This is a genomic window from Alphaproteobacteria bacterium (assembly GCA_033762625.1).
Classification (GTDB): Bacteria; Pseudomonadota; Alphaproteobacteria; order UBA9219; family RGZA01; genus RGZA01.
Genome location: JANRLI010000002.1, coordinates 40,852 through 65,774, shown reverse-complemented (window position 1 = coordinate 65,774; position 24,923 = coordinate 40,852). Strand labels below are relative to the sequence as shown.

Genomic DNA, 24,923 nt, shown 5'->3' with positions numbered 1-24,923 from the left:
GAAATTATCTTACCAAGGGCGTGGAACCACCGTGGTGATCTGGCTGCCTGCTGGTGTGTACCAATTACCATAACGCACCGCTTCCGAGATAGCGTAGGTTTGCGCAATCGGGCGCTGGGTTGGTAATTGCGCAGCATACGCGATGGGTTGTGCATACACAGCGCCAGCACGGTATTCATTCAACGGAACGGTATAGGCAACCGGATACGCCATGGTTGGCACGACGACATTCGATGTGTAATACGGTGTTTGATACACGGGGAACAATGCGGCTTGGGTGTAGTAATCGTAATTGCCGGTGACCATCAAGCCATTATTGCGCTGGAATGCAGCAAGCGCATTGCTGGTGCGTGGGCCATTAATGCCGTCCACCTTGCCAACGAAATAGCCAAGCTGTTTCAAGCGCATTTGCGCTGCTTCAACGCCGGCATCATGGCTGCGATAACTGATATAAGTAGCATGGGCTGGGGCGGCGGATGCAATCGAAAGAACAAGCGCGGCAACAGACAATAATGTCTTGCATGAAAATGCTTTCACGGGGTGTCTCCTGAAAAATAGAATAAAAAATCAAACCTTCTGAATAGGGGCAACCCTATCATCCAAAACTTACAACATGTTTAATGACCAGCATGGCGGGCACAATTTTTGTGCGTTTTCCCAATATAACGCGCGGTTTTTTATTTAACGTCGGCATTGTTTCGCTTGCTTCCACCCGCCGGATATGATTATCTCGCGGCATATTTTTAATGCTTTTTTAAAGAAATTTTCATGCCGTCCAAACCTGCATCCATTTCACCGGATACCCTTTTATTCATGGAAGCGCGTGCGATTTGCCTGATGAACGAACGAGGGCGTGAATCGTTTTTAGCGCCAAGCCCCGCGCTCATCCAAACCATCGCCCGGCGGCTTGGTGATTATGCAGCTGTGATTGATCGTTACGGCTCACCTCCCGCCATGATTGCCGCGTGGGAACGCATTTCAAATGATACCGGCTCCAGCATGGGCCAAATTAATATCGACATGCTGGATATCGCGACGATTTACCGTGCAGCGGTTGCTTATACCGAACAGGCGAATGACGAGCTGATTGATCGTATTCAAGGCTCGCGCGTGATGCTGCGTTCGCAAGCACATCGCCCTGAAATGCGTGCCTTAAGCGCCGCCGCAGCGATTGAAATCGCCAAGCCTGATTTTAAAAAAGGCGGATTCGCGCCATCCCTATAAATCGAATTGCGGCAAATGGTTCAAGCTGCGCGCACGCTCAATCAATGGCGCACCCGCATCGCCATTCAGCACTGCATCCAGCTTGTTCAGGAAATGCTTGCGATTATTCATAAGCAGCACATTCATCCATAGCGGCGTGCCATCATCAAGGCGCACATAGCCTTCGCTGGCATCAACATCATAAGGATGCGTATAGGTCCATAGCAGTGCATCAGCATAAACCGTTTTTTTCAACATCTGCACAACCGGCAACGGCAAATAGCGCAAATACACCCCGCCCAAAAACGGCAGGGCCAGCACACCTAAATTCACCATCGGCACCGGCAATTCGATTAAACCGTTCTTCCATTTGAACGGCTTATTGGGCACGCCCGGAAAACCGTTCACCGCGCCCTTACCAGCAATCACGCTGGATGAATAAATAAATCCCAATTCCTTTAATACATCCACCGCCCATACTGATTTGGGCGTGAGTGAAAAAATCGGCGCGCGAAATCCTTCAACCGCATTGCCCGCAATATCTTCAAATGCTTTTTTGGCATCGAGCAAATGCGCCGCATAGGTTGCGGGGTTTTCTTGTGTAAGCGCGATGTGGTCATACGAATGTAACGCCAGCTCGTGGCCATCATTTACAATCCGTTTCAATAATTCAGGATGCGCCGCCACCTTGCCCACCGTGAAGAACGTGGCGCGGATGTGTTTTTGTGCGCAAAAATCCAGAATTGTTTGTGTATTGCGCAGCCAGCGCCCATCGCCCGCATACACGCCCAGATGGTCTTCAAGGTCGATGGTAAAGGTAACGGGGCTGTGGGTGATTGCTGCATCGTTCATAGCACCAAGCTTAGGGTTTCCGCTGCACTGCAACAACTAATTTTGTTGAAAAGCCTATTTGATTCATTACTTTCGCATTTTTGATGAAAAATAGGTTCATGACGGTCACAACGCCATCAAAGACGATTGATCTGGAAAGCATTTCGCCGCCCTTGCCGGCGAAAAAATTTCCGACATGGCTTTTGCAAACCCTAACGCAACACAACCCTAATCTTCCCGAAAAACCCGCTACCGAAGGCGTGACCTTTGTGCAATCCGACTTGTTGTCGGTTTGGCAGGCAACGGGTGGTTCGTTGATGGTCACGCCTGCGTCCGATCTTTCGGTGCTTAAAGAGACCCAAGTTTACATGGGCGCCTATAGCAAGGATGATACAACAACGCGCGCTATTCGCATGTCGCAAAGCGATCTGGAACGACGTAAATTGCGCGCGCCTTCAGGTAAGCATCAGTTCATCTATTTCAATATCGCGCGCATGATGCGCGACAAACCAACACCGGCACCAACCACAGAACAAATCACAGAACAAACCACAGAACAAACCATTGAAACGCCGTTGCTGCCCACCCCGCCCGAAGAACCATTGGTGGAAGGATTAACAGCCAGCATCAAGCGCGAGCTGCGGGCCAAACGGCTTAAATCCAAATATACTGCGTTTATCGGTCCAAAAATCCGCACTATTGCCGCACTGCAAAAGATCGCCGCGCGCGAAGTAGTTGAACATAACGGCATCGTGCTCAGCCGCGATCAGCGCATCGCCTTGTTCATCTACCGCGATTTTATTCGCAAACCCGCCGATGTCGTGCGCAAGAAAAAATATGCGACGCGCGAAGAATCCTATCACGCTGTACAAGAAGCTTTGGGCGTTCCCCATGATTACATGCGCCATGCCATGCGCGCCGAGCGTGCGCGCGTCTTGCGCGAACGCAAATCCATGCCCGATGCACTCAATAAGCCGCCCTTGCCATTTGGAAAATTCTTTGCCGGCATCCTGCGCACATCGCTGGCCGATCTGCGGGATAAACAAAACGCCGGAAAGTTTGGCCCGCTTGATGCCGCATGGAAAAAATTTGTCTATTTGTGGGATGACCGCGAGTTCATGGCCAAGCTGGATAAGGTATTTTTGCGCGCGGGTTTTGGGTCATTCCCGCAAAGCAGCGCCGAAATTCTGCCTGCGCTGAACAAGCTGGGGGTCGCATTGGGCGGACTCGATGATCTGAAAAACCCAGATAAAGCCGCCAACGACCGCAGCGATGACAACTATGTTGTATGGGAACGCTCCAAGATCAATGGCAAATATTGCATCGCGCTTGCCGAAGTAAACAGCGCGCTGGTTGCGGCGTTTCCAAAAGGCGCACCCGAATTTTTTATCAAACAGGCCCTGCCCTATTATTTTGCGATGATGGCTTACAGCTACACCAATGATGTTGGCGTATTTGAACATTACGGGTTTGATAAACCCGCCGTACTTGGGTTTTTCCATAAATCCGAAGCATTGCCGCAGATTGAAGCCGCATTCACACGGCGCGACCTTGCGCGCAATGATCTTCTACCTTCTGCCAAAGATCCCCGTACCCACGCGAATTTCGGTTGAACCGCATTCAATCGCCGTTTCGTAATCCGCGCTCATACCCATGCTGATGGTTTTTAGTTGATTGGCTTTTGCCAATTGCGCCAGTTTTTCGAAATAGGTCGCGGGGTCTATCGTTTCCGCCCGAGCGGTTGTTCCATCGTCAGATGGAACAGAGCGAATGGCATTCATATTAATGGGCGGGATGCACATCAGCCCTTCAATCTCAATTCCAAGCCCGCGCGCAACATCAATCAGCGCGGGCAGTTCCGCCACTGCGCAGCCGCTCTTTTGCGGTTCATCGCCAATATTTACCTCGATCAAACAGGGTACCTTGCGCCCTTGCTTGGCCATGGATTTGGCAAGTGCCGAGGCAAGGCTTACACGGTCAAGCGTGTCGATGCGGTCAAATAGCGCCACCGCATCATCCGCCTTATTGCTTTGCAAATGGCCAATCAAATGGAGTTTTGTATCCGGAAATTCGCTTTTTAAATTCGTCCATTTCGATTTGGCTTCCTGCACATAATTCTCGCCATACACCCTATGCCCGGCCGCTAATGCTTCGCGCAAGCGCGGTTCATCCACCGTTTTGCTGACCGCCACCAATGTGACGGAGGCAGGGATTTTGGCGCGGATGGTTTGAAGGTTTTCGGATATGGACATTGAACTCATACGCTATGGTTGTTGATACTGTGCATGCACCAGCGAAAGCTGGTGTCCAGTATTATCAAACTAGGCCCCATCTTGCGATGGGGCATACCGCATAAACACAAAAAGAAAGGGCGGCTCTTTCGAACCGCCCCTTCCAATTTTTTAACTCTTTAACAGAGTTGCTTTAACTTAGAAAGCAACGCGGTTGGAGAGGATAACAACGTGACCTTCGCTGTTGCCAACACCTGCTGGACGTTCTTGCTTGAAGAACGCGGTGTCAACGCTGGTGGTCATGCCTTCAAACAAGGAATAACCTGCGCCGATACCCCATACAGAGTAGCTGTCAACATAGTTGTCTGTTGCAACTGCAGGAGCAACGGTCGCGAAACCGGTTGAACCAGCAACTACGCCAGCGTTGTTGTAGCCTTTACCTTGCAAGTAGCTACCGCCAACAGATGCGCGGTCGAACTTGTAGGTCGCACCAACTGACCAAACATGTTGATCAGCATTTTGTGCGGTGGTGGTGTTGAAGCGACCTGCGTCGGTGTAGTTACCGCCAACGGTGAAGCCAGCATAACCCAACTGAGCGCCTACATTCCATGACGTGAAGTCACGAGCGGAACCCGTGGTTACGCCAACGCCGCGACCGGTTGATTCAGCCGTTTGAACTACGAAGCCCAAGCTTGCGTTCACCTTGTCCATGAAGCTGCCGTTATATTGGCCGCCTACTTTTACAAGGTTCTTATAAACAGGACCTGTACCAGTTGTTACGAAAGTTGTGTTTACACCTTGATCATAAAAGTTTGGAGCATAGCTTACGCCCAACTGAACCTTATGAGCACCCATACCGAGTTTTGGTGTCAGGTAGCTGATCTTGGTTGAGTTTTCATCATCATCGATGAAGCTAGGAGTGATCGCGAACACGTCTTGTGGACGAAGGAATTCGGTGTAGTTGCCATCAACTTGGGCGCCGAAATCATAGGTCATTGGAGCGTGTACTTCGAAATCAGAAGCGCCATGTTCGTCACCGGCACGTACTTGACCCCATGAACCGTTCACGTAACCATAGGTCTGGTGAAAGCTCACGTTGTTAGCTTGTTGTATCGGCCTTTTATTAAGCTGAGAGCCGTTCCAAAGAGTAGCAACTGCGCCATATTCCAAGCCATTGCTGGTCTTGTTCTTGGCTTCAACTTCCAATTGGAATTCGTTTTGGAAATCGTTGCTGCGACGGCCAGTACCTGGGCCTGCAGATAGATCTTGTCCAGTGAAGCCGGCACGGAAATCGTTGTAACCGCCAACCGTCACTTCCATGTTCGCTTCAGCTGCGCCGCAAAGAGCAGCACCAGCAAGAGCGGTGGTCGCGAGTAAAAGTTTACGCATGTTTTGTTCCCCCAAAAGGTGGTAGATATTGATAGAGAAAAAGACGAGATTGAAACCCGTCCGATGCCGACAATGTTGTTCAAAGAGGCTGCCCAAGCAAGTTTAAAATGGCTGATTTTGAACCTTGCTAGGTGAGTGTGGCACAAACAACACGAAAATTAACGTTTAGGGCAACATTCTTAGCGATTATGCACTAAACCGTTAGCGTTCATGCATGCAGGTAAGGGGAAGAATAAGGCAGTTTTGGCCTTATCCCGTCCATAATTTCTTGCTTTTATCGCTTCAACCTATTTAATAGCGTCTCTGTCGCCCACGACCCCGTTTTATTGCCCATAACCCCTTATAAAAACAAAACACCCATGAATTATCTATTTGTTTTGATTATGTTTTCTGTACTTTTGGCGGGTTGCGGCGGGGTTGAACGCGAGGACACCTATAATACAGACAAAGACCGCAACGCCCGCTACGCCAATGGCAGTGTTGCTTCGGAAAAGGGCGGCATATCTTTGTTGGGTGGCCGTGAAGATAAAAAAGCGTCAGGTGCTGGCGGCGTTGGCGTAAATGCGTATTTATGGCGTGCTGCGCTCGATACACTTTCATTCATGCCGCTTGCATCGGCTGATCCGTTTGGCGGCACGATTATTACCGATTGGTATTCGCCGCCATCTTCTCCTTATGAACGCATCAAGTTGAATGTATTTATTTTATCGCGCGAACTTCGCGCCGATGCGGTGCGCGTTTCCGTATTCCGCCAGCAACGCGATACAACCGGGGCTTGGGTTGATGTGAATACGAATGTCGCAACCGCAGGCACGATGGAAGACAGCATCTTGACGCGCGCACGGCAAATGCGTGTCAAACAATTGGGTGATGATGGTAAGCGGGAATAATTTTTTTAAAAATAAAATGGTTTTTGATTATGAATTACAATCACGGCGCAACTGAAAAAAAATGGCAGGAATTTTGGAACAATAAAAAAAGTTTCGAAGCGAAAGAGCCTGACGCAGTCGCGGTTGCGCCCAATTCTTCTTTGGGCGCAGAGCAGTCGCGTCCTAAATATTACGTCCTTTCCATGTTCCCTTATCCATCGGGGCGCATCCATATGGGCCATGTGCGCAATTATACCTTGGGCGATGTGGTTGCGCGTTTAAAACGCGCACAGGGCTTTAATGTGCTGCATCCTATGGGCTGGGATGCGTTCGGATTACCCGCAGAGAATGCGGCGCGTGAACGCGGCATTTCCCCAAAGGATTGGACGTACGATAATATCGCGACCATGCGCGGCGAATTGAAACGCATCGGTCTTTCCATCGACTGGTCACGCCAATTCGCAACATGCGACGTCAGCTATTACAAGCAACAGCAAAAACTGTTTCTTGATTTTTATAAAAAAGGTCTCGCTTACCGCCGCAAATCTTTTGTGAACTGGGATCCTGTTGATGAAACGGTATTGGCGAATGAACAGGTGATCGATGGCCGCGGTTGGCGCTCCGGCGCGCTCGTTGAAAAGCGCGAACTGAACCAATGGTTCTTCAAGATCACCGCTTACGCAGAAGACCTGCTCCAGTCGCTATCCACCTTAGATCGGTGGCCAGACAAGGTTCGCCTGATGCAGGAGAACTGGATCGGTAAGAGTGAGGGAGCGAGGGTTTTCTTCAAAACGACACATAATCTCCCTCAAACCATCGAGGTATTTACCACGCGGCCTGACACATTATTCGGTGCGTCCTTTATTGCATTGTCCCCTGGTCATCCCATCACTGCCGAATTGGCAAAGACCAACCAAAAACTTGCGAATTTTGTCACCGAATGCAATCGCATCGGCACCACTGCTGCCGCTATCGAAACTGCAGAAAAAATGGGCTTCGATACAGGGCTTACCGTCGCGCATCCGTTCATTGCGGGTAAAACATTGCCTATCTATGTCGCCAATTTCGTGTTGATGGATTACGGCACAGGCGCGATCTTCGGTTGCCCTGCGCATGACCAACGCGATTTCGATTTCGCCACCAAATATAAATTGAGCATCATTGAAGTGATCGCGCAGAAAGATGGCGCGGAGCCTCTGCCCTATACCGGCGATGGCGTTTTGAAGAATTCCGAATTTTTAAACGGGCTGGATGTCGCAACCGCCAAGAAGACCGCCATTGAGAAATTGAAGTCCATGGGCATCGGCGAAGGCGTGACGCAATTCCGTCTGCGTGATTGGGGTGTTTCGCGCCAACGCTATTGGGGCTGCCCGATACCCATCATTCATTGCAAAACCTGCGGCGTGGTGCCCGTGCCGGAAAACCAATTGCCGGTCGAATTGCCAGCAGATGCCGATTTTAAAAAAGGCGGCAATCCACTCGATAACCACCCCACATGGAAGCATGTGAAATGCCCAAGCTGTAACGCTGATGCGCAACGCGAGACCGATACCTGCGATACCTTTGTCGATAGCAGCTGGTATTACGCGCGGTTCTGCTCACCCAAAAATGATGCAGCGCCGATCACCAAATCCGCAACCGATTACTGGTTGCCGGTGGATCAATATGTGGGCGGTGTGGAACATGCCATTTTGCATTTGCTCTATTCGCGTTTCTTCACAAGAGCGATGCAAGAAACAGGACATGTGGGTTTGAAAGAACCGTTTGCGGGTTTGTTCACCCAAGGGATGATTTGCCATGAGTCCTACAAAGACGAAAACGGCAAATGGCTCTATCCGGAAGAAATGGAAAAACGCCCCGATGGCACTGCCGTGCATGTAAAAACGGGGCGTCCGGTCACGGTGGGCCGCGTCGAAGTCATGAGCAAATCGAAAAAGAACGTGGTCGATCCCGGCCGCATCATCGATGCCTATGGCGCAGATACCGCGCGGTTGTTCATGTTGTCCGACAGCCCGCCAGAACGGGATCTGGAATGGACCGAAAGCGGCATTGATGGCGCATGGCGTTATATCAACCGTCTGTGGCGTTTGGTGGATGAAGAACCTTTATTATCACGCGACTACTCTGCGCCAAGTGGCGCAACCGTGACTGCGTCAGATACGTTGCTACGCAAATCCATTCATAAAACCATCGCGGAAGTCACTGACCATCTGCAACGCTTTGCCTTCAATTCCGCCGTTGCCGCGTGCCGCAAGCTGACCAACGCGATGGAAGAATATGCCAGCAGCGCAGATGCCAATGGCACCGTCTATCGCGAGGCCGTGGAGGCCCTCACGCGGTTATTGTCCCCCATGCTGCCGCATATTGCTTCGGAGATGTGGGAAAAACTGGGTCACACAACTGCATTGGTGGATGAAGCATGGCCCACCCCCGACCCTGCATTATTGATTGATAACGAAGTGACGATTGCCGTACAGGTGAACGGGAAACTTCGTGCCACCATCACCCTGCCGCGCGATTGCGCCAAGGATAAGGCCGAGGAAATCGCCCTTTCGCAAGATGCGGTCAAACGGGCACTCAATGGCAATGCGCCGAAAAAAGTGATTATTGTGCCCAATAAAATCGTGAATGTTGTGGCGTAAAGTTTGAAACTGCATTTAAATATGCGGCATGACCCTTGCCGCGACCTTTTCCAAAGACCCGCGCCATGCGCAAATCGTAACCCTGTCACTGCTTATGGTGCTGGGCGCGGCTTGGCTCGATTTCGGGCCAGAGCCTTATCAGCTCTTCATTGCGCTATCCGCAACCTTGCTCACGCAATATGCGTGTTTCAGAATGTGGGGCATTTCCAATATGGATTTTCGCAGCCCGTTTATCACAGGGCTTGGCATCACGCTGCTGCTGCGCAGCGATGCGTTGTGGATGTATGCGCTGGCGGGTTTCCTTGCCATCGCGTCCAAATTTCTTATTCGCGTGAATAATAAACACATGTTCAATCCGGCGAACTTTGCCATCGCCCTGCTGCTGCTTGCCCTGCCCGATATGGTGTGGGTCGCGCCGGGGCAATGGGGCGCAACTGGCTGGCTGGGCATTCTGGTGTTATGCGCGGGCATGATGGTGATTACTGGCGCGCGGCGTATTGATACGACGCTGATGTTCTTTGCATGTTTTGGCGGGCTTTTGCTCGCTCGTGCGCTGTATCTGGGTGACCCGTTAGAAATTCCGCTGCACCAGATGGAAAGCGTATCCTTGCTGATTTTTGCCTTCTTCATGATTTCCGATCCGGTCAGCACGCCAAGCCGGTTGCCGATGCGGTTTCTGTTTGTGCTGCTGGTGTCGCTGTTAGCGTTTTATTTACAGTTCAAACTGCAAATTCGCCCTGGGCTTATCCTCGCGCTGTTTTTTATCTCGCCCCTTACCCCGCTCCTTGATCTCATGATGAAAGGTGCGAATTACTCTTGGAAGAAGGAACCAACCGCGTCATGAAAAAAACCCTCCTTGCCCTTCTGCTGCTCGCGCTTCTTTCCCCTGTATCCGCCCACGCCTTTTGCGGGTTTTATGTCGCCAAGGCCGACAGCAAATTATTCAACCAAGCATCAAAGGTGGTGCTGGCCTATAACAAGGGGCGCGCGGTCATCACTATGGCCAATGATTTTCAGGGCGATGCCAAAGATTTTGCGATCGTTATTCCCGTTCCAACCAGCATTGCGCGCGAACAAATTCACGTCACGAATAACGCGCTGATTGACCAGCTCGACAGCTATTCCGCGCCGCGTTTGGTCGAATATTTCGATGAAAATCCCTGCATGCACAAACGCTATGAAGGCATGATGATGAAAAGCGCGGCGCCCGCATCGGCCGCTGCCGACAGCGCCGCACGCGCCAAGGCCTTGGGCGTAAAAATTGAAGCGCAATATACCGTTGGTGAATACGACATCGCGATTTTATCGGCGGAGCAAAGCTCGGGCCTGCAAACCTATTTGAACGAGAACGGCTATAAATTGCCCGCGGGCGCTGAACGCATTCTGGGCTCCTATATCCGCCAGCAAATGCGGTTCTTTGTTGCCAAGGTTAATCTCGATGAACAGGCCAAGCTTGGCTATTCATATCTTCGCCCGTTGCAGGTTGCATATAACTCCCCCAAATTCATGTTGCCCATTCGTCTTGGCACATTGAATGCGCCGCCGGTTGAAGATCTTTCCAATAAAAAACCGGGCGCAACGGTGCTCAATTCCCGCCCTGACCGCTCCACCCCGCAAGTCGCCAACGAAGCCATTTATAATGATGGTTCGCAAGATGTGATCTTGATGGTGCTGACGCGCAATGGCCGCGTCGAAGCCACCAATTACCGCAATGTCAAAATCGATAATGACAAAGACGTGCCCTTGTTCATCAAGGATGATTTTGCGCGTTTCTATCGTGATATGTTCCGCCGCCGCGCCAAGGCGGAAGGATCAGCAGTATTCCTTGAATACGCATGGGATATGGGCTGGTGCGATCCCTGCGCGGCTGACCCGCTGCGCCCTGACCAGCTGAAAGAACTGGGCGTGTTCTGGCTTGATGAACCCGCACAAGATACCAGCCAGATGCCCAACACCAACCCCAATGCCAATAACCTGATTGGCGGCTCGATGCTGCCCAATGGCATTGCGCCGCGCGGCCCGCAAATGGCGCGCGCGCCTGCGGGAATTATTGGCGGCGGCGGGGTCAACGCCTTCATCACACGCCTGCATGCCCGCTACAATGCGCAGACCTTCCCCGAAGATCTGATGTTGCAGGAAACATCGGACCGTGAAAATTTCCAGGGGCGCTTTATCTTGCGTCATCCATGGGATCCCGGCAAAAACCCATCGGCCGAAAATAACTGCGAAGAAGCCAAAATGTATCTGCAAAGCCTGCCCACACGTTATGCGCATGAAGCGGAAACGCTGGCACGGTTAACCGGCTGGTCGATTAACGACATCCGCGCGAAGATGGCGGCGAATGGCCAATCGGTTGATAACACCCCAACCCCTGTCGAAGGCAAGGAATGGTGGAAAGGCATGTGGGATAAGCAGGAGCAAAAGTAACCAAGCCAGATGGACAAGCGCATATGCCTCCTTTAATCTGAAGGCATGCGCATATTCATTATACTTCTTCTCCCGCTCCTGCTTTCCTCCTGCTACCGCCCGATTTACGGGGAACGCCCCTTTGGTGCAGAGGCAACCGCTCAGGAAAAGCGCCTTAACCGCATTTTTATCGCCAATATCGGCGACGAGCTGGGCCAGCAACTCCGCAACAATCTGATTGACCGCATGTATGGCGAAGGCCGCCCTGAAAAAACCGATGCGACGCTGCAAATCGGCCTTGCCACTACGCAGGAAGATCTGGGTTTGCAAAAAGACGCAACCACGCTTCGCAAAAAAATCACGTACATTGCCAACTATACCTTGACCGATAACGCGACGAATAAAAAACTTTATACCGGAACCTCGCGCACGTTTGTAAGCTACGATAAAATTGATGCGCAATATGGCGCCTTATCGTCACGTGAAAATTCGGCGCAGCGTGCGCTTCGCGAATTGTCCGACCTTATCGTCACGCAATTGCTCGCCTATTATGGCCAGAAAGAATTTTCGCCAACGCCCATGACGGAAGAACAGCTCAACCGCCCGCTCACCACCCCGCCTGCCACGCGGCCCGATGCGCTGACCAAGCCCGAACTGCAAGGGGGCAGCATCTTTAAATGAGTATCTTTAAATGAAGCTAACCGCCAACAAATCCGCTGGTTTTATTGAAAAGCCCGACATGGCGATGCGCGTGTTTTTAGTATACGGGCCGGATGCCGGTCTGGTGCGCGAACGCGCGCAAAAACTCTGCGCCAAATGCGTTCCCGATGTGAACGACCCGTTTTCGGTTTCGGAAATTTCGCCCTCGACGCTCGATGAAAATCCCTCGCGTCTGCACGATGAAATGTCATCCATTTCCATGATGGGCGGGCGGCGCTTGGTGCGCATGCGCGATGCGGGCGAAGCTTCCGCATTCAGCGCGATTGACCATCTGCTTTCCAATCTGCCATCGGGCGATAGCGTCTTGGTTTTGGAAGCAGGCGAGCTTGATAAACGCTCCAAACTGCGCAACCGAGTGGAAGATGATGCGAAAGCAATGGCCATTCCGTGCTATGCGGAGGAAGGCGCGGATTTAACCGCAACGATTTCAAGCATGATAAAGGCCGAAGGCTTCACCATCGACCGTGACGCGTTGGCAGCATTGGCCGCAGTCCTGCCGCCCGACCGTTCTGGCATCCGCATGGAGGTAGATAAGCTCATTTCCTATGCGTGGAAAGAAACCGATAAGAAGATTACGACTGAACATATTTCCGCCTGCATCACCGACGCCGCAGGGGAGGAAGTGGATGATGCGGTATGGGCCGCAGCCAGCGGCGATATTGCGAAGCTGGATGCGATGCTGGCCAAACTGCATGCCGAAGGCGTGCAACCCATCCAGTTTTTACGCGCCGCCACACGCCATCTGACCAAGATTTATGAAGGTTTGGGCAAAATGGAGGAAGAGCATATGGGCGCGATGGAAGCGGTGAAAACCATGCGCCCGCCCATTTTCTTCAAGCGCGAAGCACAAATGCAAAAACAACTCCGCACATGGACGCTGGGCAAAGTGATGGATGCGATGTGCGCATTATTGGAAGCGGAGATGAAAGTCAAAACCACCGGCATGCCGGCAGACCGCCTTGGCGAACGCGCGCTGTATAATGTGGCAAGGCTCGGGAAGTAGATAAGTACTTATATCAAGGATACGCACGTGCCTTACATGTATCGTTTCCGTTCAACGGAAAAATTATTGTCCCAACCTTTTCAAGAACTAGAAAACCAAGAAATATATTTTGCGTCTCCAGAAGAACTCAACGATCCGGTAGAAGGCTTCAAAAACCTTTTTTGGCATGGAGACGATATTGTCTGGAAAAACCTTATTAAGCATTATATTTTTTGCCTCACTCACATATGTAAAATATATTTCACTGTAGGAACAGACGTAGAGATTGCTTCCAACAAAATACCTGTTTTTGCGAATATTCCTGAGGAAAGCGACGAAATATTCAACGAAATCATCTTGCTATTTTTCGAGAGCTCAATAGCAGCAAGTTGGCCTAACTCTTTAGCATTAAGTAAAAATCCTATTAGTCGTTATGAGCTATCTACTTACTTGATGGGCATTCATGCATACGCGTTAAAAACTATTTTTACTATTTTAGTAAAGCATAAAATTATCAGCGATTGGCCGCCCTCAACTGATAAATTGCGTACCATGCAACCACAAGACATTGTTGGCCTGGGTATCAATCAATTAAAAAGCGACAGCGATTTCTGTCAATTAATCGAGCACTGGTACGCCTTTGATGATTTGATAAAATTTCACAATACGCAGGAAACTACAATTAACATCACTGCGCTAAACAATCGTCGATTTGTGTTTGGGCGTTACCCTTTTATTTACCTAACTGAATTAGAAAAAATTGTTCATGGAAACTGGTATACGGCAACATTTGCCGACAATCCACACAACGCATCAATGTGGGGACACTATGCAGATAGCCATAGGGGTGTTTGTTTAAGGTTTAAGACAAATTCACGCAACAGCCAGCCTACACTGACACTTTCTTGTGTCACTGGCACTGAAGTAAACAAAAAACGCTTTAGACATACATGGTCAGATACAGAACTAAACTTTCACCAAATAAAATATACAGAGTCATATCCAGAAATTAATTTCTTCAAATCATTGGGTGTTTTGCCGGGGTTAACAGTGTCGGGAACATGGTTATTTGACGATAAAAGAAAAAGTGCGCACGCACAAACATACTTTGATGAAGGAGATGATTGGAGAAAAGATTATTGGCGCACTAGAACATTGCTATTATCAACTAAACTAGCTGACTGGGCATATGAAAAAGAACATAGACTAATATTAATGCCACAAATGCTTGATTTAAGCGGGGTGTCGGAGCGTAAACTTAAATATCAATTTAATAGTCTTGAGGCTGTGATTTTCGGCTTAAGAACTACTGAGAAGGACAAGCTAGAAATTATAAAAATAATCGAGAAGAAATGCCAAAAAGAAAAACGGCAGGAATTCAAATTCTATCAAGCCTTTTACTCAGAAAAAAAAGGCATCATAGATACATTCGAAATCCCTGTCCGTTTTGATCTACTATAATTTATAGTTTTTACGTATTCATGCTATCAAAGAAATCATGGTTCGACTTGCTTGTCTTAAGCTTATCAACCAGGAATTCGATGCTATCGGATGTACCCATCGGCATAAGAATACGGCGCAGCACCCACATTTTGGTGAGGGTTGCCTTATCCACCAGCAATTCTTCCTTACGCGTTCCTGACTTCGAAATATCGATGGATGGGAAGGTGCGTTTATCCGCCAATTTACGATCCAGAACAATTTCGCTGTTACCCGTGCCTTTGAATTCTTCAAAGATCACTTCGTCCATACGGCTGCCGGTATCGATGAGGGCCGTTGAAATAATCGTCAACGAACCGCCTTCTTCAATATTACGCGCCGCACCGAAAAAGCGTTTGGGGCGTTGCAAGGCGTTGGCATCCACACCGCCGGTCAGCACTTTTCCTGATGATGGCACAACGGTGTTATAGGCACGCGCCAAACGCGTAATGCTATCCAGCAAGATAACCACATCGCGTTTTGCTTCGACCAGACGTTTGGCTTTTTCCAGCACCATTTCGGTCACCTGCACGTGGCGTGATGCGGGTTCATCAAATGTTGAAGAAATTACTTCGCCCTTTACGCTGCGCGACATATCGGTCACTTCTTCGGGGCGTTCATCGATGAGCAGCACGATAAGATAAACTTCTTTATGGTTTGCGGTAATCGCATGCGCGATGTTTTGCATCATCACGGTTTTACCGGTACGGGGCGGCGCCACAATCAATGCGCGCTGGCCCTTACCGAGTGGCGACACCAAATCGATAATGCGGGTTGTTAAATCCTTTGCCTTCGCATCGATGATTTCAAGGTTCAGCTTCTTCATCGGATAAAGCGGCGTTAAGTTATCAAAATTGATGCGGTGGCGGATTTTTTCCGGATCATCGAAGTTGATGGAATTCACCTTGAGCAGCGCAAAATAACGCTCCCCATCCTTGGGGGAACGAATTTGGCCTTCCACCGTATCGCCGGTTCTTAAACCAAATTTGCGAACCTGCGATGGGCTTACGTAAATATCATCGGGCCCGGGCAAATAATTGGATTCAGGGGAGCGCAAGAAGCCAAAGCCGTCCTGCAATACTTCCAAAACGCCGTCGCCCGCAATCGGCACATCTTTTTCGGCCAGCGATTTCAAAATCGCGAACATCATATCCTGCTTGCGCAGCGTGCCCGCATTTTCAATTTGCAATTCTTCGGCGATTTTCAGCAATTCACCGGCATTCTTGACCTTCAATTCCTTCAAATTCATCGGCTTGTCTTCGCCGTTATTGGCGCCAAAGGGCTCTGCTGCGCTTTCAACAACGGGCGCAGGCGCAGCAACCGCTTCTTCTGCGGGCGCGGCAGGCGCTGGTTTTTCAGCGAGCTTTACAGTGAGGCGTTCTTTTTTAACTGGGGGCTTTTCAGGAGTATCGGTCATGGTTTCTTATGGGTATGAGGGGGATGTGTTTTACGCCGCGCATTCCATATCCCAAAATTTTTCTGATTTTTCCTAAGCCACATTTCCGTGCAATAATGCAGAAGCGTGAGTTAGGCAGAACGGGATTTTCAAGAAGTGCTAAACGCCAAAATTGCGTATTTTTTGAGTGTTACGACCTATGGGTTAGGCCGCAAAAACAACCAAACGCTTTAAAACTTTACCCAGAATATCTAAACTTCCGGTTAACTGTCAAGGTAAATAAGACGCAAATTCGTGCCAACGCGATGGTTTGGCGACCTTCGACTACCATTCCGTTGTGTATTGGGGCGCGTTGGCATGGGCAATAAGCTCGGCATATTGCTCGGCGCGTGTTTTGCGGCGCGGTGGTTCAGCGGGGCGTTTGTTAATGACGCTGTTATCAAACCCAAAACCAAGCTGCATCAAATAAAAGCGCAACAGGTTGGTATTGTTGGGGATGATGAAACGCGCATCTGCATGCGCGCCATCATCAAAGCGCGGCACAATTGTGGTCTTTGAATTATGCGGATAGATGCGCGCAACAAGGTCCATATTGATATGGGCTTCTTCATGCCGCACCAGGTCAAGACGTTGTTCGAATACGCGGCCTGCCAATTCTTCATCCACATTATCGATGCGGCGCTGTTCGAGTTTTCCGGTTACATCGTCACGGTAGATCAATTCATAACTGCGGTAATGATGCGTGGAATGTTCGCCGTATAATTTATCGCCCACTTCGATCGTCTGGCGATCCACCAAAATTGCCGCAACGAGTAACGGGCTCTGCATAATCTCGCTGAAATCGGCGGAGCCTAGCTGGCGTTGCACGATACGGGGGCGAAGTTCGTTCCAATCATGCTCGGGGTTTTTTCTGAAATGCTTTAGGCGAACGACATCTGCCATGCTTGCTTCCTATTCATAAAAATGAAATGGCTGAATAACTCTAGCTCACAGTTTTGAAAGTAATTCGTGAATAAAGATTCCTTAAAACAACCCTTAAAACGGCTTTGTCGCCGCTAATATGATAATTGCAATCATCAATACCGTGGGCGCTTCGTTCATAATCCGCCAGAATTTGCTGCTGCGCTGGTTCTGGTCATTGGCAAAGCGCCGCACGCTGGCAGCATAAAATCCATGCACCGCGCTCATGATGAGCACGAGGCCGATTTTCACATGCATCCACCCCATTTGCAGATAAACGGGTTGCAATACCAATAAGGTGATGCCGAAAATGAAGGTCGCAATCATCGCGGGGTTGATGATGAATTTTAATAAACGGCGCTCCATCACCTTTAACGTCTCGGAAAGCTCCCCGCCCTTGGCGGCGCCCACGTGATACACAAATAAACGCGGCAAATACAGCATTCCTGCCATCCACGCGACCATGGCAATAATATGCAGCGCAATAATGAGGTTATAATAATTCATCATGGGGTATGCCTGTGGGCGTGGAAACTATGGTTAATCAAGGGCTGGAAAGTATTTAAGACGGGTGCGTTAACGCCCCATATTTGCGAGAATAGCGCGGAAAACAGCCACAGGCCAAGCGTGAAATTTTCGTATCTGAAAAAACTGAAACCGCGCAGCGGATTGATAACACGTCTTGCCGCGCTTCCCATGGCGGCGCTGCTTTCGCCCGCATTGCTATTCGCCATGGCGGCTACCTATATCACCATTGGGCGGCCCATTTTCATCACGCAGCCGCGCTATGGCAAAAACAAGCGCATCTTCACCATCTACAAAATACGCACCATGACCGATGAACGCGATGCGAATGGCCAATTATTGCCCGATGATGCGCGCCGCACAAAAATCGGTTCGCTTTTACGCGCCACCACTATCGATGAAATTCCGCAGCTTTTAAATGTGCTCAAAGGCGATATGGCGATTATCGGCCCGCGCCCGATGGAAGAAGATGTTAGCCATGTCCCCGGCTGGGATAAGCGCTATGAAGTTCTGCCGGGGCTAACCGGCCTTACGCAGGTGAATACCCGTCCCGATAATTTTTTAACGGATGAAGAAAAACGCGCGCTTGATCTTTTGTATGTACGCATGAAAAAGCGCGGTGGCTGGCCATTATTAAAACTGGATGCGCAGATATTGGCGCATACCATTTATGTGATGTTCACCGCCAACCATGCGCCCATGGGCGGTGCGGTACGTCCCAGAAATGGAAAAGGTAACGGAAAAAGCAACGGGAATGGTCACGCGCACCGCGACCCGGATCCTAAATAACTAAACGCATCTGCATTTTGTAAATTCGGCGGGGCAAGTTCTTTTCACAACCTCATCGCCGCGCACCAATCGCGCCAAGCCATCGATAAATGCGGGATGCGTTGCAACCGCCGGCACGCGCGCAAAAACCGGCACGCCGCATGATGCCGCCAATTCGCGGTATTGCTGTTCGATTTCATACAAGGTTTCGGAATGCTCGCTGACAAACGCGATGGGCACAATCAGCAATGGAACTTTTTCGCTGCCCGCAATTTCGATTTCCTTATCGGTATAAGGTTCGATCCATTTCAATGGCCCCACGCGGCTTTGGAAGGTGTTTTTCCAATCAAGCTGGGGGATGTTTAATGCAGCAACCACGGCCTTTGTTGTCTCAACCACCTGCCATTGGTAAGGGTCCCCCGCCTTGATATTCTTTTCCGGCAAGCCATGTGCGGAGAATAAAATGCGCGGCGCTTTACCGGATTTGTTTTTTACATCCTCGTAAATCGGTTTGATGAGGTCGGCATAGGCGTTCACAAACCCTGCCTGCACCGGATAGCAATTGATGCGTGAAACGGTGACGTCCGTGCCCGAGCGGTTGCGCGTCCCGTTATTCAAACGGCGCGCAGAGCGAATGGCAGAAAAATGTTTATCAAAGTCATCGAAAGATGATTGCGTGGTAGTGGTTGAATATTGCGGGTATAGCGGCAGATACACGATTTTATCCGGCGCATAGGCTGCGACTTCTTTTGCAACTTCTGCCGCCATCGGGTGCCAATAGCGCATTACGGTGAATACTTTGAAATCCGCACCAAGTTTTTCTTCAAGTGCTTTTGCCTGCGCCAGCGTATTGGGTACCAGCGGTGATCCGCCACCAATCGCCGAATAAATATGCTGCGCTTCCTTTTCGCGGTTTGAGGATATGAGGAGCGCCAGCGGATAACGCACGAACCACGGCGCGCCGATAATGGCTTTATCCTTGAATAAATTGAACAAAAACGGCTTTACGCTGTCCAGCTTATCGGGCCCGCCAAGGTTGAACAGAATGACCGCTGTTTTCATTATTTCTACGCCTATTTTTTATAGCCCTGCACAAATTCCACCAATGCTGCGACATTTTCCGGCGGTACTTGCGGCGTCAGGCCATGGCCCAAATTGAAAATGAACGGGCGTTGCATATCGCGCATCACCTGTTCGGCATGTTTGAGTAAAACATTTTTTTCGGCTTGCATCAACAGCGGGTCAAGATTTCCCTGAAGCGCGATTTGCGCTGGCAGGTTTTTTTGTGCCCAGGCAAGGTCCATGGATTGATCGAGCGAAAGGGCATTCACACCTGTTTGCTCTGCGTAGCGTAAAATTTTCGCGCCCGCCATGCGCGGAAAACCAATGATCGGAATTTCCGGAAATTCGGAACGGATATTGGCAACGATTTTTTTGGTGGGGTTGATGACCCAATCATCAAATAAGGGTGCGGGCACCAATCCCGACCAGCTATCGAATAGCTGCACAACTTCCGCGCCAGCCTTGATTTGCTCTTTCAAATAAAAGCTGGTGGCTGTGACTAACGCATCAATAACCGAGAGGAAAAAAGCGGGGTTTTGTTGGGCTTTTAAGCGGGCTTCGATGAATTCATCCTTGCCTTTTCCGCCCAGCATATAGCACGCAACCGTAAACGGCGAACCGGCAAAGCCGATCATGGTTACATGAGGCGGGAGGGCGGCTTTTGTGTTGCGCACAGTTTCATAAATCGGCGCAGTGCGCTTGAAAAAGCTTTCGGCTTCAAACGCGGCCAATCGGTTTGAAACATCGTGCTGTGAAGCGGTTTCAAGTTTTGGTCCTTCGTTTTCGATGAAATCAAGTTGGTAACCGAGGCCATAAGGAACTACCAGGATGTCAGAGAATAAAATCGCGCCATCAACACCAAAACGACGAACCGGTTGAAGCGTGACTTCGGCAGCCATTTCAGGATTGAAGCATAGGTTCATAAACGAACCTGCGCGACTACGCAAGTCACGATATTCGGGAAGATAGCGTCCAGCCTGACGCATGAGCCAAATCGGCGTATGCGCAGGCACTTCGTTTTTTAAGACGGATAAAATATTTTTATTCTTCTTCATTATTTTATTTTTAATAGAGGTAGATAGTAGATGGCTGTGAATAACGGTGATACAAGGTTTTCCACATTTTATCCAGCGTTCGATACCGGAAAACGCACGCAGGCAAGCCGATGTGTATAAACGTGTAAAAAACGAATAAAAATATGCGCCAATCCGCTAAAACCCTGCGGTTTGGAAGTGGATAAGTTGGAGGAAAACAAGGCCTTAAAAAAAGAAACCACGATGTCCGAAAACACTTTATAGTTTTTATGCGCAGACAGATAAAATGGCGGAGCGAAAACGGAACGCGATGTCAAAACTTTAGATGCGCGATAATTTTTTAGTTACGCGGAATCCCTGCACAGGCCGCGTGAGTAAAAATGTGAATAGAATGAAATCGAGATAAGCTAAGCAATCCGTCACAAAAAATCACAAACGCAAATCTAGTAAAAAAAAGTGAAAAATGTCTGAAGAAAAAAATCAAAAAGAAAAAAAAGTCTTTCATCTGCATCTGGTTTCGGATTCAACCGGCGAGACATTAAACCATGTTGCGCGCGCCTGCGTTGCGCAATTCGAGGATATGGAGGCCGATCAGCACATCTGGTCGCTGATCCGTCATGAGCGCCAGATGGATATGGTCTTGGAAGGTATTTCACAAAAGCCCGGCATTGTATTATTCACGGTCATTCACGAAGGCCCGCGCCGTAAATTGCTTGACCATTGCCGCACGTTGCAAATTCCCTGCATTCCCGTGCTGGAACCAGTGCTGGGCGCATTATCCGCATATCTTGGGGAAACCGCACGCAAGGAAGCAGGACGCCAACACACCCTCGATACCGATTATTACGCGCGCATTGAAGCGATGGAATTTGCATTGGCATGCGATGATGGCCAAGGACTGGATAAACTTTATAAAGCTGATGTCATTTTGCTGGGCGTGTCGCGCACATCGAAAACACCGACCTGCCTCTATCTTGCCAATCGCGGTATCTTTGCGGCGAATATTCCCCTGGTCAAAGATGTTGAACCGCCCGATGTGCTGCATGATTTATCCACGCCGCTGATTATTGGCCTGACGCGCGATGCCGGCAGTTTGATTGATATCCGCCGTAATCGTTTGCGCTTCCTGCATGAAACAGGCGAAACCGACTACATCAATGAAGATGCGGTGGAAGAAGAAGTATTGCAGGCGCGGCGCCTCTATTCCAAACGTGGCTGGCCGGTGATAGACGTGTCGCGTCGCTCGATTGAAGAAACATCCGCTGAAATTCTCATTCTGCTCAATAAAAAACGCCTGAAGGGATAATCCGATGACGCAGCAAAACAATCACCCAGGAACTCATGGGGCTCAGCAAGATAACCTTTGGCAGCGCGAGCTGTTTGTATTGGCATCCGGCAGCGCAACCCGCCGCGCCATGCTTAAAAACGCCGGCCTCGATTTCATTGCGGATGCATCGGATGTGGATGAAGACAGCATCAAGAAAATCTGCAAGGCCGAAGGCGCAAGCATTAGCGCAACCGCCGAAGCGCTTGCGCTCGCCAAGGCAAAAAAAATCAGCAGCGAACGCAAAGGCATGCTGGTATTGGGCTGCGACCAGATGCTGGAATGCGATGGTCATTGGTTTGATAAGGCCGGCGATGAAAACATTGCCCGTAAGCAGTTGAACCTGTTATCCGGCAAACCCCATCAGCTGATTTCCGCAGCCGTATTGCTGCGCGATGGCAAAGTGGTGTGGCAGAAAACCGAAATTGCCACATTGGTTATGCGCACCCTTTCACCTGAATTCATCAATGCCTATGTTGCGCAAATGGGTGAACGCTTACTGGGCAGCGTTGGCTGCTATGCGCTGGAAGGGCTTGGCAGCCAGCTTTTTGAAAAAGTGGAAGGCGATCATTTTGTGGTGCTGGGCTTGCCGCTACTGGCATTTTTGGAAAGCTTGCGCGAACAGGGTATTTTACTTCGTTAGTTAAAACCTTTTAAAATAAGCATTTTCTGGCTTTTAAGGGCTTTTTTGCATCTTTTGAGCATAATTCCCGCATGACGGGTGAGTTATTCAGACAGCGTGAAGCAAAGGTAATCAGGTATCATTCCTCGGTGCCGGAACACATCCGCGCGCAGTATCAGCAAATGTTTTCCGAAATGCCTCGGGATTTATATGCCGCCGTCATCACCCAATATGGAAGTCGTGGTGGTGAAATTGCGGTTGCTGAAAAAATCCGCATGCTAAACCCATCCTATAAACCGTTTTTTGTGGGTTATACGCGGCCCGATCCGCCAACAAGCCATGTGCAATTCACCGGTCGCAACGACAACATGGAAGTGCGCCCTTATAATGATTTGAAACGCAATCTCTATCACGAGATCGGGCATAATGTATTTAGCGATTATAATCCGCGAAACAGGAATTTCCGTGCTGAGTTTGCAGCTACTTATGCACGCGAGATTCAAAAACTGCAGGCGCTCGCTGTAATGAATGATCCGGGCCAAACGGATCCTTCCAAAATCAAACCTGTTGCCGATTATTTTATGCCGGGCGGAACATTTGACCGTGCTGGCGCAGCCAAAGAAGCATTTTGCGAGATTTTATCTTTTGCATCTAATGGCGGTATTCATTCCTTTAATCGTCCGGATGGAACACCAATTGATATCGAGCGCGATTTTCCTGAAACCACAAAATTGGTGCGTGAAGCCATGGCGGCTTATATTGCCAAACACGACCCGGCTGAAGCGCAGCGGATTGCCGATATCAACGAGCTTCTTAGGACCAATCCTGCTGAAGGCATGCGACAACTTTATCCGGATAAGGATTGCAAAGAACTCCCCAACGGCATGTTTAACTGCAAGCCTAAAACGCTTCCTGACCCCGCCGCCCCTTAAACCTGAAAATAGGACTTTTATTATCAGGCGTTCCGCGTTTAAACTTCGCGCCGCAGGATAATCGATGACTGAACCATATCAACACATAACCGGTAAGGCAAAAATTGCAGGCGTGATGGGGTTTCCCGTTGCGCATTCGCGCTCGCCCCTGCTGCATAATTACTGGCTACGCCGCTATCAGATTGATGGTGCCTATGTGCCCATGGCGGTTGATCCGCTCAGCTTGCCATCGGCGCTTCGTTCGCTAGCGCCGCTTGGCTTTGCAGGCTGCAATATCACTGTCCCGCATAAGGAAAACGCCATACAACTCGTGGACGTAGTGGATGAACTTGCCAAAAAAGTCGGCGCAATCAATACCGTGGTGGTCGGCGAAAAAGGAAGTTTGGCGGGCAGCAATACCGATGTCTATGGCTTTACCACCAATCTGGAAGGCGCGGGCAAGGCGTGGCAGAAAAAGAAACCTGCGCTTGTTGTGGGCGCGGGTGGCGCATCGCGCGCAGTGATTATTGCGTTATCTGAAAGCGGGTGCAGTGAAATCCGTTTAACAAACCGCACCAATGACCGCGCGATTATATTGGCAAAGGAAATGCAACCGTTTGTAAAAAAAATTACACCGGTGGCTTGGCAAGACCGTGATGATGCCATGAAAAATTGTGCGTTGCTGGTGAACACAACCACGCAGGGCATGCAGGGCCAGCCAGCGCTGGATGTTGATTTGCGCGCGCTCGATGATACCGCGCTCGTGACTGATTTGGTTTATACGCCGCTTCACACCCCGCTTTTGCTCGAAGCCAAACGCCGTGGTCATGCAATTATGGATGGCTTAGGCATGCTGTTGCACCAAGCGGTGCCGGGCTTTCATGCATGGTACGGCGTAAAGCCAGTGGTGGATGATACCGCGCGCTTGCTGCTGATGACCGATATTATGAACAGCAAAGCGCCTGAATAAGTTTTACTGCACCTTGATATGTTCGTGTGGCAGCGGCGTGCGACGCAACCGCAACGCTTCTTCCGGTGTTTGTGCAGCCGAACGCACCACGGTTACCAAATTCGGGTCGATGATGTCCTGCGCAAAATAGAATTTCATTCCAAAACTCATCGGCAATATCAATTCCGGAAATTGCGGCGCAATTTGAAAAATACGCGTGCGCGGAACTTCTGCCGCTAACCGCAACCATACGCGCTGCACATTGGTAATCAGCATCGCCATGTCGTTTAGAAACGCGCCGCAACTTTCGGGCCGGTTCTTGCGCTCGCGCAGATATTCCATCAGAAAGGCGCGCTTGGCACGCAAAAGGGTGTCAGGCTCCTGTCCTTCTTCAATCGCTTCACGGAGATCAATGTCCACCAGATTGGCAACTGCGCCCAGATATTCCGCCGGGCATTCCATCACATCCTGGATATCGATGCGGCTCAGTTCCTTGATCGCTTTGTCAAGCTTGCCGAACATCGGCGCTTTGGCAAGCAAGGCACGCGTCAGAATGTCTGCGGTGGGGGATGGCATGGCAAAAATCTTATGTCAAAAGGCGCGCTTTTTAAACGGTAAAT

The 24,923-nt window shown here is 49.9% G+C and carries 24 protein-coding genes; 14 read left to right on the top strand and 10 right to left on the bottom strand.

The window, feature by feature from the left end; genetic code table 11:
- Positions 1–9: 9 nt before the first annotated feature.
- Positions 10–537 carry a peptidoglycan-binding domain-containing protein gene (locus SFW65_00480; protein MDX1921589.1) on the bottom strand — a complete coding sequence of 176 codons (528 nt, stop codon included), beginning with the start codon at positions 535–537 and terminating at the stop codon, positions 10–12.
- Positions 538–768: 231 nt separating this feature from the next.
- Here SFW65_00480 and SFW65_00475 point away from each other — a divergent pair, with 231 nt between their 5' ends.
- Positions 769–1,224, top strand: coding sequence for a hypothetical protein (locus SFW65_00475; GenBank protein ID MDX1921588.1), 456 nt, complete (start codon positions 769–771; stop codon positions 1,222–1,224).
- Here the strand turns inward: SFW65_00475 and SFW65_00470 are convergent.
- Entirely contained in the window at positions 1,219–2,055 is an 837-nt protein-coding gene (locus SFW65_00470) for a polysaccharide deacetylase family protein (protein ID MDX1921587.1), read from the bottom strand. The two genes, SFW65_00475 and SFW65_00470, sit on opposite strands and share 6 nt — an antisense overlap.
- A gap of 83 nt (positions 2,056–2,138) precedes the next feature.
- Here SFW65_00470 and SFW65_00465 point away from each other — a divergent pair, with 83 nt between their 5' ends.
- Positions 2,139–3,647, top strand: coding sequence for a hypothetical protein (locus SFW65_00465; protein ID MDX1921586.1), 1,509 nt, complete (start codon positions 2,139–2,141; stop codon positions 3,645–3,647).
- Here the strand turns inward: SFW65_00465 and SFW65_00460 are convergent.
- Both SFW65_00460 and SFW65_00455 read right to left on the bottom strand, forming a co-directional pair.
- A complete protein-coding gene (locus SFW65_00460; GenBank protein MDX1921585.1) occupies positions 3,603–4,286 on the bottom strand; it encodes a YggS family pyridoxal phosphate-dependent enzyme in 684 nt (227 codons plus the stop codon). The genes SFW65_00465 and SFW65_00460 overlap by 45 nt on opposite strands.
- A 177-nt stretch (positions 4,287–4,463) precedes the next feature.
- Positions 4,464–5,654 (bottom strand): porin, encoded by a 1,191-nt coding sequence (locus SFW65_00455; protein ID MDX1921584.1) that lies wholly within the window; start codon positions 5,652–5,654, stop codon positions 4,464–4,466.
- Positions 5,655–6,037: 383 nt separating this feature from the next.
- On the opposite strand from SFW65_00455, the gene SFW65_00450 reads away from it, so the two are divergent.
- The 7 genes from SFW65_00450 to SFW65_00420 are packed head-to-tail and all read left to right on the top strand — an operon-like array spanning position 6,038 to position 14,734.
- Complete coding sequence (locus SFW65_00450; GenBank protein MDX1921583.1) at positions 6,038–6,544, top strand: DUF3576 domain-containing protein; 507 nt, start codon at positions 6,038–6,040, stop codon at positions 6,542–6,544.
- 29 nt (positions 6,545–6,573) lie between these two features.
- Positions 6,574–9,165: a leucine--tRNA ligase gene (gene leuS, locus SFW65_00445; GenBank protein ID MDX1921582.1), complete on the top strand. Its 2,592-nt coding sequence runs from the start codon at positions 6,574–6,576 to the stop codon at positions 9,163–9,165.
- Between the two features lie 28 nt (positions 9,166–9,193).
- Complete coding sequence (locus tag SFW65_00440; GenBank protein ID MDX1921581.1) at positions 9,194–10,009, top strand: RnfABCDGE type electron transport complex subunit D; 816 nt, start codon at positions 9,194–9,196, stop codon at positions 10,007–10,009.
- The gene (locus tag SFW65_00435; protein ID MDX1921580.1) at positions 10,006–11,592 is read left to right on the top strand and encodes a DUF2330 domain-containing protein; all 1,587 of its coding nucleotides are present in this window, start codon (positions 10,006–10,008) and stop codon (positions 11,590–11,592) included. The genes SFW65_00440 and SFW65_00435 overlap by 4 nt, the downstream gene beginning before the upstream one ends.
- 45 nt (positions 11,593–11,637) lie before the next feature.
- A complete protein-coding gene (gene lptE, locus SFW65_00430; GenBank protein ID MDX1921579.1) occupies positions 11,638–12,252 on the top strand; it encodes an LPS assembly lipoprotein LptE in 615 nt (204 codons plus the stop codon).
- 10 nt (positions 12,253–12,262) lie between these two features.
- Complete coding sequence (gene holA / locus SFW65_00425) at positions 12,263–13,294, top strand: DNA polymerase III subunit delta (GenBank protein ID MDX1921578.1); 1,032 nt, start codon at positions 12,263–12,265, stop codon at positions 13,292–13,294.
- Between the two features lie 36 nt (positions 13,295–13,330).
- On the top strand, positions 13,331–14,734 hold the full coding sequence (locus tag SFW65_00420; protein MDX1921577.1) for a DUF2971 domain-containing protein: 1,404 nt from the start codon (positions 13,331–13,333) through the stop codon (positions 14,732–14,734).
- A 10-nt stretch (positions 14,735–14,744) separates the two neighbouring features.
- Here SFW65_00420 and rho read toward each other — a convergent pair whose 3' ends face one another.
- The 3 genes from rho to hemJ all read right to left on the bottom strand — a co-directional run bounded on the left by rho (position 14,745) and on the right by hemJ (position 17,618).
- Entirely contained in the window at positions 14,745–16,001 is a 1,257-nt protein-coding gene (gene rho / locus SFW65_00415; GenBank protein MDX1921576.1) for a transcription termination factor Rho, read from the bottom strand.
- A gap of 471 nt (positions 16,002–16,472) precedes the next feature.
- The gene (locus SFW65_00410; GenBank protein MDX1921575.1) at positions 16,473–17,090 is read right to left on the bottom strand and encodes a hypothetical protein; all 618 of its coding nucleotides are present in this window, start codon (positions 17,088–17,090) and stop codon (positions 16,473–16,475) included.
- 93 nt (positions 17,091–17,183) lie between these two features.
- Entirely contained in the window at positions 17,184–17,618 is a 435-nt protein-coding gene (hemJ, locus tag SFW65_00405) for a protoporphyrinogen oxidase HemJ (protein MDX1921574.1), read from the bottom strand.
- A gap of 117 nt (positions 17,619–17,735) precedes the next feature.
- On the opposite strand from hemJ, the gene SFW65_00400 reads away from it, so the two are divergent.
- On the top strand, positions 17,736–18,422 hold the full coding sequence (locus SFW65_00400; protein MDX1921573.1) for a sugar transferase: 687 nt from the start codon (positions 17,736–17,738) through the stop codon (positions 18,420–18,422).
- Here the strand turns inward: SFW65_00400 and hemH are convergent, their stop codons facing one another.
- Together hemH and hemE are read right to left on the bottom strand one after the other, a co-directional pair.
- Positions 18,423–19,463, bottom strand: coding sequence for a ferrochelatase (gene hemH / locus SFW65_00395; GenBank protein MDX1921572.1), 1,041 nt, complete (start codon positions 19,461–19,463; stop codon positions 18,423–18,425).
- Between the two features lie 11 nt (positions 19,464–19,474).
- Positions 19,475–20,518, bottom strand: coding sequence for a uroporphyrinogen decarboxylase (hemE, locus tag SFW65_00390; GenBank protein ID MDX1921571.1), 1,044 nt, complete (start codon positions 20,516–20,518; stop codon positions 19,475–19,477).
- Positions 20,519–20,960: 442 nt separating this feature from the next.
- On the opposite strand from hemE, the gene SFW65_00385 reads away from it, so the two are divergent.
- From SFW65_00385 to SFW65_00370, 4 genes are all read left to right on the top strand, one after another.
- Positions 20,961–21,803 carry a pyruvate, water dikinase regulatory protein gene (locus tag SFW65_00385; GenBank protein ID MDX1921570.1) on the top strand — a complete coding sequence of 281 codons (843 nt, stop codon included), beginning with the start codon at positions 20,961–20,963 and terminating at the stop codon, positions 21,801–21,803.
- A 4-nt stretch (positions 21,804–21,807) separates the two neighbouring features.
- Positions 21,808–22,464, top strand: a complete 657-nt coding sequence (locus SFW65_00380; GenBank protein ID MDX1921569.1) for a Maf family protein — start codon at positions 21,808–21,810, stop codon at positions 22,462–22,464.
- Between the two features lie 71 nt (positions 22,465–22,535).
- Positions 22,536–23,375 (top strand): hypothetical protein, encoded by an 840-nt coding sequence (locus SFW65_00375; protein MDX1921568.1) that lies wholly within the window; start codon positions 22,536–22,538, stop codon positions 23,373–23,375.
- 64 nt (positions 23,376–23,439) lie between these two features.
- Positions 23,440–24,324, top strand: a complete 885-nt coding sequence (locus SFW65_00370; GenBank protein ID MDX1921567.1) for a shikimate dehydrogenase — start codon at positions 23,440–23,442, stop codon at positions 24,322–24,324.
- Between the two features lie 3 nt (positions 24,325–24,327).
- Here SFW65_00370 and SFW65_00365 read toward each other — a convergent pair whose 3' ends face one another.
- Positions 24,328–24,879, bottom strand: a complete 552-nt coding sequence (locus SFW65_00365; GenBank protein MDX1921566.1) for a hypothetical protein — start codon at positions 24,877–24,879, stop codon at positions 24,328–24,330.
- Positions 24,880–24,923: the final 44 nt, after the last annotated feature.

Excerpts from the sequence above, each read along its gene's own strand:
- SFW65_00435 (MDX1921580.1), top strand. The coding sequence starts at position 10,006 with ATGAAAAAAACCCTCCTTGCCCTTCTGCTGCTCGCGCTTCTTTCCCCT.
- SFW65_00370 (MDX1921567.1), top strand. The coding sequence starts at position 23,440 with ATGACTGAACCATATCAACACATAACCGGTAAGGCAAAAATTGCAGGC.
- leuS (MDX1921582.1), top strand. The coding sequence starts at position 6,574 with ATGAATTACAATCACGGCGCAACTGAAAAAAAATGGCAGGAATTTTGG.
- SFW65_00470 (MDX1921587.1), bottom strand. The coding sequence starts at position 2,055 with ATGAACGATGCAGCAATCACCCACAGCCCCGTTACCTTTACCATCGAC.
- SFW65_00440 (MDX1921581.1), top strand. The coding sequence starts at position 9,194 with ATGACCCTTGCCGCGACCTTTTCCAAAGACCCGCGCCATGCGCAAATC.
- SFW65_00465 (MDX1921586.1), top strand. The coding sequence starts at position 2,139 with ATGAAAAATAGGTTCATGACGGTCACAACGCCATCAAAGACGATTGAT.
- SFW65_00410 (MDX1921575.1), bottom strand. The coding sequence starts at position 17,090 with ATGGCAGATGTCGTTCGCCTAAAGCATTTCAGAAAAAACCCCGAGCAT.
- holA (MDX1921578.1), top strand. The coding sequence starts at position 12,263 with ATGAAGCTAACCGCCAACAAATCCGCTGGTTTTATTGAAAAGCCCGAC.
- hemE (MDX1921571.1), bottom strand. The coding sequence starts at position 20,518 with ATGAAGAAGAATAAAAATATTTTATCCGTCTTAAAAAACGAAGTGCCT.
- SFW65_00455 (MDX1921584.1), bottom strand. The coding sequence starts at position 5,654 with ATGCGTAAACTTTTACTCGCGACCACCGCTCTTGCTGGTGCTGCTCTT.
- hemH (MDX1921572.1), bottom strand. The coding sequence starts at position 19,463 with ATGAAAACAGCGGTCATTCTGTTCAACCTTGGCGGGCCCGATAAGCTG.
- SFW65_00365 (MDX1921566.1), bottom strand. The coding sequence starts at position 24,879 with ATGCCATCCCCCACCGCAGACATTCTGACGCGTGCCTTGCTTGCCAAA.
- SFW65_00420 (MDX1921577.1), top strand. The coding sequence starts at position 13,331 with ATGTATCGTTTCCGTTCAACGGAAAAATTATTGTCCCAACCTTTTCAA.
- SFW65_00385 (MDX1921570.1), top strand. The coding sequence starts at position 20,961 with ATGTCTGAAGAAAAAAATCAAAAAGAAAAAAAAGTCTTTCATCTGCAT.
- SFW65_00380 (MDX1921569.1), top strand. The coding sequence starts at position 21,808 with ATGACGCAGCAAAACAATCACCCAGGAACTCATGGGGCTCAGCAAGAT.
- SFW65_00460 (MDX1921585.1), bottom strand. The coding sequence starts at position 4,286 with ATGTCCATATCCGAAAACCTTCAAACCATCCGCGCCAAAATCCCTGCC.
- SFW65_00375 (MDX1921568.1), top strand. The coding sequence starts at position 22,536 with ATGACGGGTGAGTTATTCAGACAGCGTGAAGCAAAGGTAATCAGGTAT.
- rho (MDX1921576.1), bottom strand. The coding sequence starts at position 16,001 with ATGAATTTGAAGGAATTGAAGGTCAAGAATGCCGGTGAATTGCTGAAA.
- hemJ (MDX1921574.1), bottom strand. The coding sequence starts at position 17,618 with ATGATGAATTATTATAACCTCATTATTGCGCTGCATATTATTGCCATG.
- lptE (MDX1921579.1), top strand. The coding sequence starts at position 11,638 with ATGCGCATATTCATTATACTTCTTCTCCCGCTCCTGCTTTCCTCCTGC.
- SFW65_00475 (MDX1921588.1), top strand. The coding sequence starts at position 769 with ATGCCGTCCAAACCTGCATCCATTTCACCGGATACCCTTTTATTCATG.
- SFW65_00450 (MDX1921583.1), top strand. The coding sequence starts at position 6,038 with ATGTTTTCTGTACTTTTGGCGGGTTGCGGCGGGGTTGAACGCGAGGAC.